This window comes from Pseudomonadales bacterium, assembly GCA_041395945.1.
Taxonomy (GTDB): Bacteria; Pseudomonadota; Gammaproteobacteria; order Pseudomonadales; family Azotimanducaceae; genus SZUA-309.
In genome coordinates this window covers 1,728,816-1,741,761 of record JAWKZN010000001.1, presented here as the reverse complement: position 1 = coordinate 1,741,761, position 12,946 = coordinate 1,728,816, and the positions used below count along the sequence as shown (strand labels likewise).

At 62.2% G+C, this 12,946-nt stretch carries 8 protein-coding genes; 6 read left to right on the top strand and 2 right to left on the bottom strand.

Annotation, left to right across the window (positions count from 1 at the left end; all coding sequences use genetic code 11):
- Nucleotides 1-58 precede the first annotated feature (58 nt).
- The 5 genes from R3E82_08165 (at nucleotide 59) to ptsP (ending at nucleotide 6,699) form a co-directional block, all read left to right on the top strand.
- Nucleotides 59-1,177, top strand: a complete 1,119-nt coding sequence (locus R3E82_08165; GenBank protein MEZ5550847.1) for a DUF2855 family protein — start codon at nucleotides 59-61, stop codon at nucleotides 1,175-1,177.
- Nucleotides 1,178-1,276: 99 nt separating this feature from the next.
- Nucleotides 1,277-2,005, top strand: a complete 729-nt coding sequence (locus tag R3E82_08160; protein MEZ5550846.1) for a nitroreductase family protein — start codon at nucleotides 1,277-1,279, stop codon at nucleotides 2,003-2,005.
- Nucleotides 2,002-2,982: a calcium/sodium antiporter gene (locus R3E82_08155; protein MEZ5550845.1), complete on the top strand. Its 981-nt coding sequence runs from the start codon at nucleotides 2,002-2,004 to the stop codon at nucleotides 2,980-2,982. Before R3E82_08160 ends, R3E82_08155 begins: the two co-directional genes overlap by 4 nt.
- Before the next feature lie 40 nt (nucleotides 2,983-3,022).
- Entirely contained in the window at nucleotides 3,023-4,435 is a 1,413-nt protein-coding gene (locus R3E82_08150) for an MFS transporter (protein MEZ5550844.1), read from the top strand.
- Nucleotides 4,432-6,699, top strand: coding sequence for a phosphoenolpyruvate--protein phosphotransferase (gene ptsP, locus R3E82_08145; protein ID MEZ5550843.1), 2,268 nt, complete (start codon nucleotides 4,432-4,434; stop codon nucleotides 6,697-6,699). The genes R3E82_08150 and ptsP overlap by 4 nt, the downstream gene beginning before the upstream one ends.
- 332 nt (nucleotides 6,700-7,031) lie before the next feature.
- On the opposite strand, the gene R3E82_08140 is transcribed toward ptsP, so the two are convergent.
- Nucleotides 7,032-9,017, bottom strand: coding sequence for an acetyl/propionyl/methylcrotonyl-CoA carboxylase subunit alpha (locus R3E82_08140; GenBank protein ID MEZ5550842.1), 1,986 nt, complete (start codon nucleotides 9,015-9,017; stop codon nucleotides 7,032-7,034).
- A 67-nt stretch (nucleotides 9,018-9,084) separates the two neighbouring features.
- Complete coding sequence (locus tag R3E82_08135; protein ID MEZ5550841.1) at nucleotides 9,085-10,620, bottom strand: acyl-CoA carboxylase subunit beta; 1,536 nt, start codon at nucleotides 10,618-10,620, stop codon at nucleotides 9,085-9,087.
- A gap of 163 nt (nucleotides 10,621-10,783) precedes the next feature.
- On the opposite strand from R3E82_08135, the gene R3E82_08130 reads away from it, so the two are divergent.
- A complete protein-coding gene (locus R3E82_08130) occupies nucleotides 10,784-12,925 on the top strand; it encodes a M13 family metallopeptidase (protein ID MEZ5550840.1) in 2,142 nt (713 codons plus the stop codon).
- Nucleotides 12,926-12,946: the final 21 nt, after the last annotated feature.

Genomic DNA, 12,946 nt, shown 5'->3' with positions numbered 1-12,946 from the left:
TAATCAGAGGCTCCCTAGAGTGAGGCTCTGCGATCATCAGCCGTCACGAGGGACCCTTATGACCCTGCAATGCCTGACATTCCAGAGTGAGCGCGCCCACGATGCCGCGCTGCATCTGGCCAACACCCGCTTCGTGCGCAGCACCTTACCCGACCCGGCTCCCGGACAGATCAATGTGCGGGTGGACGCCTTCGCTCTCACCGCCAACAACATCACCTATGGGGTGGCGGGAGACAGCATCGGCTACTGGAAGTTTTTCCCGGCCCCCGAGCCCTGGGGGTGCATCCCGGTCTGGGGCTTCGGCGAGGTGGTGCAGTCGAACTGTCCGGATGTCGGGGTCGGGCAGCGCTTTTACGGCTACTACCCCATGGCTTCCCACACGGTGCTGCAGCCTGTCCGGGTATCAGCCCACGGCTTCATGGATGGTGCAGCGCATCGCAGTGAACTGCCTCCGGTGTACAACCAGTATCTGAATGTCGCCACTGACCCGGGCTACGATCGCCACCGGGAGGCGGAGCAGATGCTCTACCGGCCGCTGTTCATGACGTCGTTCTTTCTCGACGACTTCCTCGCCGAGCAGGACTTTTTCGGTGCCGCCAATGTGATTCTCACCAGCGCTTCGAGCAAAACCTCGATCGGTCTTGCTCACCTGCTGCATTCGAACCGCAGGGAGCAGTGTCGGGTGTTGGGTCTGACCTCTGCTGGAAACCGTGCCTTTGTGGAGAGTCTCGGCTGCTACGACAGCGTCTGCACCTACGATGAAGTGGCACAACTGCCTGGCGAGAGGTCGGTGCTGGTGGATATGGCGGGGAGTGGTTCGATCCGCCGCGCCGTGCACACCCATCTGGGGGATGCCCTGGCCTACAGCTGCGCGGTCGGGGCCACCCACTGGGAGAGTGCGACCATCGGAGCGGGTGGGGAAGTGCTGCCGGGACCGAAACCGACCATGTTCTTTGCCCCTTCCCAGATTCAGAAGCGCAATCAGGAATGGGGCCGGGAAACGGTGGCCGCCCGTATTGCCGAAGCCTGGCAGGGCTTTCTGCCTGCCGCCGCGGACTGGATCCGGGTGCAGCGGCTCGAGGGTCGGGCAGCACTGGAAGCCACTTATCAGGCTTTCCTCGCGGGGGAGGCAGACCCGGCCAGCGGCTATGTGCTGCAACTGCGCGCCGATGACTGAGCCGCAGGGGCATGGCGGCATGGGGCGATGGTGCCCTGGATTTCAACCCGCCGGTCAAATCCGTTAGCATCCCGGAGCTGTTGTACAAGTAAAAAAACCATGTCCACTGATCAAGACCTGGCGCATAAGGCGCTGCCGCCGGATGAGCTGGGTTTGTTCGAAGCGCTTACATCCACCCGGGCGATTCGACGCTATACCGACGATCCGGTACCCGAAGAAGCCCTGCGCGCGATGCTGTTTGCGGCGAGCCGCGGTCCGAGTGGCTCGAATCGTCAGCCATTCCGATTCATCGTGTTGCGCCACGGCGAGAAGGCGATGGCGGCCCGTCGTCTGATCGGCGAGGCCGCCCGTGCCATGTGGGCATCGAAGCGACAGAGCGACGGTTATGACAGCGGCTCGGGTCAACGCGCGGACTCGCCGAAAGCGCGGATGGCACGATCGATGGAAGACTACGTCGACAATTTCGAGAAGGTGCCGCTGCTCATACTGCCCTGCCTGGTCCGCTACCGGTCGGCGAGCGGTTTCGAAGGCGCTTCCGTGTATCCGGCGGTGCAGAATCTGCTGCTTGCCGCCCGGGGTCTGGGCTTCGGTGGGGTCATCACCGGCTTTCACGGTGCGGTGGATGCACAGCTGCGCACACTGCTCAATATTCCGGAAGAAGCGCTCATTGCGGCAACCATTACCATCGGCCGTCCCCGGGGCGGACATGGCCCGGTGCGCCGACGACCGCTGCAGGAGCTGGTCTTTGAGGACAGCTGGGGAGAGTCTCCGGACTGGGCCGTCGATCCGCCCGGTACCCGTTACACGCGTGCGGGACCTCCAGTTTGATTGCACTCCTGTGGCTGTTCCTGGGACTGGCGGGATTGCTCATCGGTGGCACGGCACTGGTGCGTGGTGCGTCCGGCGTGGCCCAGGGTCTGGGTGTACCACCCATGGTCATAGGACTGACAGTAGTTGCCTTCGGTACCAGCGCGCCGGAACTGGTGGTAACAGTGATCGCAGCAATCAGGGGGGAATCGGATCTTGCCTTTGGCAACGTACTGGGCTCCAACATCGCCAATCTGGGTCTGGTGCTGGGTCTGGCGGCCTTCATGCAGCCGATCCGCATCGAAGGTCAGGTGGTGCGGCGGGAGATCCCGCTGCTGATGCTGGGGACTGCGGTGCTCGCCGTGCTCTGCGTGGACCCGCTGCTGCGTGGTGAAGAGGCACTGCTGGACCGGGCGGATGCACTGTCCCTGTTGCTGCTGTTCATCGCTTTCATCTATGTCACCGTCTTCAACGTACGCCGGCATGTTGCGGCTGACCCCTTCCTGACCCGGCTGAGCACCCTGCCGGAAGCGCTCAGGGATGTCGGATTGTGGCGGGATCTGCTGTGGATGCTGGCGGGGATAGTGGCGCTGACGGTTGCCGGAGATTTCACCATCACCCAGGCCGGCCTGCTGGCAGAACGTCTCGGACTCGCCAGTGTGGTGGTGGGGATGGTGATCGTGGCCGTCGGTACCAGTCTGCCGGAACTGGTGACGTCGATCGTGGCAGCGATGCGTAACGAGTCGGATCTCGCGGTAGGTAACCTGATCGGGTCGAACATATTCAACAGCCTGTTCGTCCTGCCGGTCAGTGCGCTGATCGTTCCCCTCGAGGTCCCCGCGGGGGGCGCGCTCGATGTGCTGGTCTCTTTCTTCCTGGCAGCTATCCTTATCCCGATTTTCATCTTCCGGAATGGCCACTTGAGCCGCGTCATGGGTGCCGGGCTGGTGCTCGGTTATGTGAGCTACCTGGGTTTCCGGATTGGAGTGCCTGGCTAGTTGAACTCGAACCCGTTCAGGTATCGCGAGGCCTGCCGGATTGCGTAACCCATTCGCCGCCCGTGCCCCATTTTCAAAAAACCCCGATGTCGAGCGATCCCTGCAGCACTCCATTCGTGATGGTGTCACCTATTCTCTGATGACGGGTGCGGGGGAAAGCTACTTTTCCGCATTTGCTCTGCTGCTCAAGGCCAACACTGCTCAGATAGGCCTGCTTGCGGCGCTGCCACCGCTGATCGCTTCCTTCATGCAGCTGCTGTCGGTGTGGGTCGGCAAACTCACCGGGCAACGCAAATGGATCATTGTGGCCGGTGCACTGGTGCAGGCTGTGGCCCTGGCGCTCATCGCCGTGGTGCCGCTGCTGTATCCGGATCGCGCCTTCGGCGCGCTGCTGCTGTTTGCGGTCATCTACTACGCCGGGCCGAATCTGGGCACACCCCAGTGGAGCAGCCTGATGGGCGATCTGGTGCCCGAATCCCGGCGCGGGCGTTTCTTCGCGCTGCGCACCCAGCTGTCCAGCGTGAGTTCCTTCGCCGCGCTGCTCGGTGCCGGTCTGGTGCTGCAGCTGTTCAGCTCCCGGTGGTCAGCCTACGGCGGCTTCGTCAGCATCTTCCTGTTCGCCATGCTCGCCCGGCTGATCTCTGCCTACCATCTGGCGCGCATGATCGATCCGCCGCGCAGCAGCCAGGAGGATCCGCTGCCGGCGCGGGGTGTGCTGAGTCGGCTGCGCGGTTCGCCGCTGGTGCGATTTTCGATGTTTTTCGCCAGCATGCAGTTCTCTGTGGCCATCGCGGGTCCCTTCTTCGTGGTCTACATGCTCCGCGATCTTCACTTCTCCTATCTGGAATGGACAATCAACAGCGCAGTGTCGGTCTGTTTTCAGTTTCTCACCCTGAACCGGTGGGGACGACTCAGCGACATCTTCGGCAACCGGCTGATTCTGCTCACCACCGGATCGCTGCTGCCCATCATGCCGATGCTCTGGATCGTTTCGACCAACTATTTCTACCTGCTGCTGGTCCAGGCAATCAGTGGACTGGTATGGGCGGGGTTCACGCTGGCAGCTACCAATTTCCTGTTTGATCTCACCCCGCCGGAGCGTCGGGCGACCCTGATGGCCTATCACAATGTGCTGGCGGCGATGGCCGTGTTCGCGGGTGCACTGATTGGCGGCTACCTGGGCACCGCTCTGCCGTCTGCCATCACCCTGGCCGGATACGAGCTGCAGTGGACGAGCGCCCTCTACGGTGTATTCCTCATCTCCGGGATTTCGCGCATGATCGTCGCCGGGAGCTTTCTGCCCGGTCTCAAAGAGGTGCGCAACGTGCGTCCCATGACCATGTCTGGTGTGATTTTCCGTGTCACCCGTTTCCGTCCGGCATTCGGCCTGATGTTCGACATCGTGCCGTTCCGACAGAAACGGGGAGATGACGACGAGGGTGACGCACCATGACCCCTGCCGGCCGGCGCGGGGAAATCGGCCTGTCCGAACTGCACAGGATCGTGGTGGATGCCTCTGCCGCACACACGGTCGAAGCTCAGATCGACCGGCTGGTCAGCGGCGTACACCAGGCGATGCGGGTGGATGTCTGCAGCCTCTATCAGGTCTACGCAGGGACGAGCCTGAAGATGGTGGCGAACCGGGGTCTCTCCGCAGGGGTTGCCGGTCGTATCGAACTGCCGCTGGGTGAAGGGCTGGTCGGCAAGATCGCCTTCGAACGTATGCCCCTGAGTCTGGCCAAAGCCAGCCGGCATCCGGCCTATCGCTATTTTCCGGAGAGTGGAGAAGAGGGATTCGAAGCCTTTCTCGGCGTGCCCATCGTGCAGCTCGGTCAGGTGATCGGGGTGATTGTGGTGCAGAACCGGGATGAGCGGGCTTTCAGTGAAGACGAACAGACCTTTCTGATCACCGTGGCCGCACAGCTTGCGCCGAATCTGCTGCGCATGCCGGCGCTGTCGGATCCGCGCAGCAACAGAGCGGATCGCAGAATGCAGGGTATCCGCGGTGCCCCCGGGAAATCCCTCGGAACGCTGCACCTGGTTGTGGGTGAGCAGACGCTGCAGCTGATTGAAGAACCGCTGCGGCGCAGCACCGAGGAGGAAGTTGCGCTGCTGCAGGCAGCAGTGGAGGCGGCCGAACGCGAGATACAGAGTGCCAAGCAGCGACTCAGCCAGCGGCTCTCTGCGGACAGTCTGGAACTGTTCGATTTCTACAGCCTGATGCTGGCGGGCGATCAGCTGGTGGCTGCTGCGGAAGCCAGAATCCGTGCAGGCAGCAGCGCGTTTTCGGCAGTGCGGGCGACGGTGGATGAACTGGTAGCTGCCTTCGAACTCATCGAAGACGAGTATCTCCGGGCCCGGGGGGAAGACGTCAGCCACGTGGGCAACAAACTGCTGGCCGCGATCCTGGGCGCTACCGGCCCTGCTCCCGGTCCGGTGGAGAATGTGGTGCTGCTCGGGGATCTTGTGAGCATCACGGACATGGCCGCCTTCGATCCCGAACAGCTTGCGGGCATTCTCTGCCTGCAGGGTTCACCCCTGTCGCACACGGCGGTACTGGCGCGCTCCCTGGGTATTCCCGCCGTCGTCGGCATCGGTCCGGTGGATCATCTGGTGGATGGCTCCCGGGTTGTCGTGGACGGTGATCGCGGCTTCGCCATATTCGATCCCGCGCCGGCCACCCTCGATGACTATCGGGCCCGGATCGCAGATGAGGCGGCGTATCAGGCAGAGCTGCTGGGTAACAAGTCGCTGCCCGCGGTGACACTGGACGGCTTCAAAGTGCGACTGCTCGCCAACACGGGCCTGCTTGCCGATGTGCGCCCAGGACTTGCGCGTGGTGCGGAAGGCATCGGGCTGTACAGATCGGAGATCCCTTTCCTGAGCAGCGAAGCCTTTCCCACGGAAGCCGAACAGTACGACATCTATCGGGAGCTTCTCTCCATCTATCACCCGCTGCCGGTCACCATGCGTACCCTGGATGTGGGGGGTGACAAACAGCTGCCCTATCTTCCCTTTCAGGAAGATAATCCCAGCCTCGGCTGGCGGGGCATCCGCTTCTCACTGGACAATCTGCCGGTGCTGGTGACTCAGCTGCGCGCGATGCTGAGAGCCAGCGTGGGGCTCGACAATCTCCGGGTGATGTGTCCGATGGTCAGCTCGCTGGCGGAAGTGGAGGAAGTGCGGGCCGTGCTCAAGTCGCTGGTCGCGGAGCTGCGGGATCAGGGTCTGGATGTCGGGATGCCGCCACTGGGCATCATGGTTGAAGTCCCCGGTGTGCTGCCCCTGCTGCCACACCTCAAGGACCGGGTGGATTTTCTATCGGTGGGCACCAATGACCTGACCCAGTATCTGCTCGCGGTGGATCGGGGTAACCCGCATGTCGCCACCCGTTATGATCACCTGCATCCCGCAGTTCTGCATACGCTGGCGGACATCTGCAGACTCAATCGCAAGCTCGGCTTCGATCTTTCCGTTTGCGGGGAAATGGCGGCAGATCCGGTGGCCGTGGTGCTGCTTGTCGGGCTGGAAATTCAGAACCTGAGCATGAACGCCTACAGTCTGCCGCGTATCAAAGCGCTGATTCGCGGGCTGACGGTGAAACGCTGCCGGCGGCTGGCAAACGCGGCGCTGAAACTGGGTGATGCCGGCGCGATCCGGGAAAAGATCTCCAAGGCACTGCGGCGGGACGGGTTCAGCGCGCTGCTGGATCGATAAGGCCATGGAGTTCGGAAAAGGGTTGATCAGAGCATGGTCGAGGACGGGTGACCCCGGGCCTCGCTCGGCAGCTCCGCTGTGTCCTCGCGTAGCTATTTGCCTCGCGGAAAATCCGCGAGTCAAATAGCCGTGCTCGACCTCGCTGCACGGCCCGGCGTCACCCGTCCTCGACCACGCTGGATAAATCGTTCCGAGCTTCGTGGCCTGATTTTGTGGGCGGTCTCGGATCCATCTCGAAGCTGGGGTGGCGTAGGTCCGTTGCAACCCCCCACGCCACCCCAGCCTCCTGGAGGTCTCCGAAAACAGACATCGAGAGCAGGGCCCGCTGAGGATCAGAGAAATTCGAGTATCGGCTGATCCACGTCCAGACTGTCGCCTTCGGCGACGAGTATTTTCGCGATGGTGACATTCTCTGTAGCGCGCAGACTGTTCTCCATCTTCATCGCCTCTACCGCCACCAGTTCTTCTCCGGCTTTGACTTCGTCGCCTTCGGCCACGCAGAGCCGCACCAGCAGACCGGGCATGGGCGAGAGCAGAAATTTGCTCATATCCGGCGGGGGGCGATCCAGCATATGGGCAGTCAGCGCGGCTGCCTGGGGTGTCAGGACCATGGCGTTCACCTGGGTGCCGCCCTGGAAGAGACGATAGGCGCCACCCACCCGGTCGAGCTGCACGGCGACCGGCGTACCGTTGACTTCGGCCTGCACCACCGGCTCGCCGATCGTCCAGTCTGTGGTCACCCGATAAACGGCTTCTTCGTGCTCGACTTCGAAACCATGAGCAACTGCCACGACAGTTACCGGATAGTGGGCCTTGTTTGCGATCACCACCCAGTTGTCACTCAGTGACAGCTCGAAGCGGCGAGTCTGACCGCTGATGTGCATGGCGCGTGCAGCGATCAGCCGGTGGGCGACAGCCGCGATCGCGACTGTGATCATGGGATCCGCAGAAGGTACGTGGGTGGGTTGAAAGCCGTCCGGATACTCTTCGGCAATGAAGTTGGTGGTGAGTCGACCTTCACGAAAACGGGGATGGCTGATCAGTGCATTGAGAAAACTGATGTTGTGGTTCACACCGCGAATATAGTACTCGTCCAGCGCGTCGCTCATGCGATCGATTGCGGCCTCCCGGGTTGGACCGTAGGTGACGAGCTTCGCGATCATCGGATCATAGAACATCGAAACTTCACTGCCTTCTTCGATCCCGGAGTCAACACGGACATCTTTGCTCAGCCGGGGCAGCCGGTATCGGGTCAGACGTCCGATGGAAGGCAGGAAGCCGCGGAAGGGATCTTCGGCGTAGACCCGTGCTTCGAGCGCCCAGCCTTTCAACTTCACGTCTGCCTGGGTAATGCTCAGCGGCTCGCCGTTCGCTACCCGGATCATGTGCTCGACCAGATCCTGACCGGTTACAAATTCGGTCACCGGATGCTCGACCTGCAGGCGGGTGTTCATTTCCAGGAAATAGAAATTACGCTTTGCATCGACAATGAATTCCACGGTGCCGGCGGATTCGTAGTTGACCGCGCGAGCCAGTGCTACAGCCTGTTCACCCATGGCTTTGCGGGTTTTTTCGTCGAGGAAGGGGGAGGGGGCTTCTTCGATTACTTTCTGGTGACGACGCTGAATCGAACACTCCCGTTCTCCCAGGTAGAGCGTGTTGCCCTGCTTGTCTGCCAGTACCTGGATCTCGATGTGCCGGGGCTGCTCGACATATTTCTCCGCAAACACCCGGTCATCGCCAAAACTGGCGCGTGCCTCGGCGCGCGTGCTGTCGAAAGCTTCGCGGCATTCTTTTTCGTTCCATACCACCCGCATGCCTTTGCCGCCGCCGCCTGCGCTGGCCTTCAGCATCACCGGATAGCCGATCTCGCTGGCAATCTGTACGGCGTGGGCGGCGTCTCTGATCACATCCGTGTACCCGGGGATGGTGTTCACGCCTGCCTTTGCCGCCAGCAGTTTGGAAGCAATCTTGTCGCCCATGCTGTTGATGGCTTCGATGCCGGGACCGATGAAGGCCACGCCCGCCTTCTCCAGAGCCCGGGCGAACTCGGCGTTTTCCGAGAGGAAGCCGTATCCCGGGTGCACGGCCTGTGCCCCGGTCTGCTTAATGGCGGCGAGTACGCGATCGATGCGCAGATAGCTGTCCGACGATGCTGCGGTGCCGACCCGCACGGCTTCGTCCGCCATACGCACATGCAGGGCGGCGGCGTCCGCATCCGAATAGATCGCGACAGTGCGGATACCCATCTTCTTCGCAGTACGTATCACCCGGCAGGCGATTTCGCCCCGGTTGGCAATCAAAATCTTGCTGAACATGTCTGGTCGTTACCTGGTCCTGTCCGAGTTGAAGAGCCGAGTCAGTAAGCCGAGCTGGAGCGCTGAATCACAGCGGAATGTTGCCGTGTTTGCGCCACGGATTTTCCAGCTGCTTGTCGCGCAGCATGGCGAAGGACCGACACACCCGGGTGCGGGTCTCCCGGGGCATGATCACATCGTCGATGTAGCCGCGGCTGGCCGCAATGAACGGATTCGCGAACCGGTCTTCGTATTCCTGGGTGCGTGATTCGATCAGTTGCGCATCGCCTATGTCCTTGCGGAAGATGATCTCCACAGCGCCTTTGGCTCCCATCACCGCGATCTCTGCACTGGGCCAGGCGAAATTCACATCGCCGCGCAGGTGCTTCGAGGCCATCACATCGTAGGCCCCGCCGTAAGCCTTGCGGGTGATCAGGGTGACCTTCGGCACCGTGCACTCCGCGTATGCATAGAGGAGCTTGGCGCCGTTTTTGATGATGCCGCCGTACTCCTGGGCAGTGCCGGGCATGAAGCCGGGCACATCCACCAGAGTCAGGATCGGAATGTTGAAGGCGTCGCAGAAGCGCACGAAACGCGCGGCCTTTTTCGAAGCATCGATGTCGAGGCAGCCGGCGAGCATCATCGGCTGATTGGCGACCACGCCGACCGAGCCACCCTGCAGGCGGATGAAACCGATCACGATGTTCTGGGCGTAGCCGGGCTGGAGCTCGAAGAAATCCCCTTCGTCCGCGATCTTGGTGATCACTTCCTTGATGTCGTAGGGCTTGGATGGATCCGCCGGCACCAGTGTGTCGAGGGACGGTTCGGTACGGGTGGCGGCATCTTCGGTGGGCCAGCGAGGTGGTTTTTCCCGATTGTTGGCTGGCAGGAAGTCGATGAAGCGACGGGTCTGCAGCAGGGCGTCCACATCGTTGTCCATGGCCAGATCCGCGACACCCGATTTGCGGGTGTGGATGCTCGCACCACCCAGCTGTTCGGGAGTCACGATCTCGTGGGTCACCGTTTTCACGACATCCGGACCGGTGACGAACATATAGGAGGAGTGGTCCACCATGAATATGAAGTCGGTGATGGCGGGCGAGTACACAGCACCACCCGCACAGGGCCCCATCACCAGGGAAATCTGGGGCACGACGCCGGATGCGAGCACGTTGCGCTGGAAGATTTCGGCGTACCCGCCGAGGGAGGCAACCCCTTCCTGAATCCGTGCGCCGCCGGAATCATTGAGACCGATCACCGGTGCGCCGACCTTGAGAGCTTCATCCATGACCTTGCAGATCTTTTCCGCATTGGCTTCGGAGAGCGCACCACCGAAGACGGTGAAGTCCTGGCTGAACACGAAAACCAGACGGCCGTTCACGGTGCCGTAACCGGTCACCACGCCATCACCGGGGATCTTCTGCTCCTGCATACCGAAATCGGTGCAGCGGTGCTCGACATATTTGTCCCACTCTTCGAAGGAGCCTTCGTCGAGCAGCAGGGTGAGACGCTCTCTGGCGGTGAGTTTACCCTTAAGGTGCTGTTGCTGAATGCGGTGTTCGCCACCACCCAGTTCGGCCGCCTGGCGGGTCTGTTCCAGGCGCGCGATGATCTCGTGCTTCATGAGCGATCTGGCTACTTATCCTTTGGGATGTCGGAGGATACGCGGTGGGGTTCTGGCCGGCAACGCTGGTAGAATCGCCGCATTCCAGATCTCCCGTGCAGCGACTTCAGCTGATCCGGATCGGCGCCGGAGACGGGGGAGCCTGCCAGGAGGTAATCCGCCCATGCGCTTGATCGGTCCCCGTGCGATACACGCCATACACCTGTCTGCGAAGGTGCTGCTGCTGGCATTGCTTGCTGCGGGCTGTGAAGGGGTGCGACTGACAGGCAGCGATGTGGCGCCGGCTGCGCGGCCGGCTGCGACCCCGAATACACAGGCGCAAGCCCGACCGCAGCTGCGCTCCGTGCGTTTCGGTGACTGGGGCGTGGATCTGTCCCAGCGGGACCTTTCGGTCGCACCCGGCGACGACTTTTTCCGGCATGTGAATGGCCGCTGGCTGGACAGTTACGAGCTGCCGCCGGACCGGACTTCCTTCGGCACACTGACCGCGCTGTTCGAACTGTCCCAGGAGCGTGTCCAGGCGCTGATCGAAGAATCGGCGGCCACAAAGCCGGCTGCGGGCTCGGTGGAGCAGAAAGTCGGCGACTACTACGCGAGTTATCTGGACACCGGGCGGATCGATGCGCTGGGTATCGCCCCGGTCGCAGACTGGCTTGCAGCCGTTGCGGCGATCAACAGCATCACAGATCTGGCCCGCGCGTTCGGCCGCGCCGATATCGAGGCGACCGCTGCACCGATCCGGGTCGGCATCGAGATCGACCGTATGGACCCCACCCGCTTCATTGCGGGCATTGATCATGGCGGTCTGGGCCTTCCCGAGCGCGACTACTATCTCGAGGATACGGAACGCTTTACCGGCATTCGCGAGCAGTACCGGGAACATATCGCGCGGATGCTGGTCTTTGCGGAAGTTCCGGACGCCGCATTCGTGGCGGGCCGGATTCTCGATCTTGAAACCCGCATCGCGGCCGCGCACTGGCCGCGTGGCGACCGCCGCAACCGGGATCTGACCTACAACCTGCGCGCGCTTACTGACATCGAGAAGGACCATCCGGATTTCCCCTGGCGGGACTATCTGTCCGCCGCCGGCTTCATCCCGGAAGAGCTCAATGTCCGGGTACCCAGTGCCATTGCGCCTCTGGTGGAAATCGTGCGCACCACGCCGATCGAGGTGTGGCGCGCATACCTTGCCTACCATCTGCTCAGCAACAACGCGCCCTACCTGGCGGCAGAGATCGACGAGGAGAATTTCAGCTTTCATGGGCGTGTGGTGTACGGGCAGCCGGAGCAGCGCGAGCGCTGGCGGCGGGCGATCAGTCTGGTCAGTGCCAGCAACGGACTGGGGGATGCGATCGGTCAGGTCTATGTCGCGCGGTACTTCCCCGAGACTTCCAAGACCCGGGTACTGGAGCTGGTCGAGTATCTGCGCGAGGCACTGCGGGCACGCATCGAAGCGCTGGACTGGATGAGCGGACAGACCAAGCTGGAAGCCTATCGCAAGCTCGAAGGATTCCTGCCGAACATCGGTTATCCGGACCGCTGGCGCGATTACTCAGCGGTGCGCATCGATCGTGCAGATCTGATGGGCAATGTGCGACGCCTGCGCGTCTATTACGAGCAGGATGCCATCCGGCGCCTGGGTGAGCCCACGGACCGCACGGAATGGTTCAGCACGGCGCAGATGGTGAATGCTTTCTACACGCCGCAGTTCAACGCCATCACTTTCCCGGCCGGTATTCTCGAGGCACCCTTCTTCGATCCGGAGGCGGACCCTGCGGTCAATTTCGGCGCCATCGGCGCGGTGATCGGTCACGAGATGGGTCACGGATTCGACGATCAGGGATCCAAGGCGGATGAACGCGGCGTGCAGCGCAACTGGTGGCAGCCGCAGGATCGGATCCGCTTCGAGGCACGCGCCGCCCGACTGGCGGCGCAGTACTCGGCCTACGAACCGGTGCCGGGCACCTTTGTGGACGGTACCTTCACCCTGGGCGAGAACATCGGTGACCTCGGTGGTCTGGCCATGGCCTATCACGCCTATCGTCTCAGCCTGGGCGGCAGAGAGCCGCCGCTGCGCGATGGCCTGACCGGTGATCAGCGCTTCTTCCTGGCTTTCGGCCAGCTCTGGCGCGCGGTGATCCGGGAGGAGACGCTGGTCGCACGATTGAAATCCGATTCCCATGCACCGAACGAGTATCGGGTGAACGGCGCGGTGAGGAACTTCGATCCCTGGTACGAGGCATTCGACGTCGGCCCCGATCACGCCCTCTATCTGCCGCCCGGGGAGCGGGTGCGAATCTGGTGAGAGCCCGGTACTGACAATCCC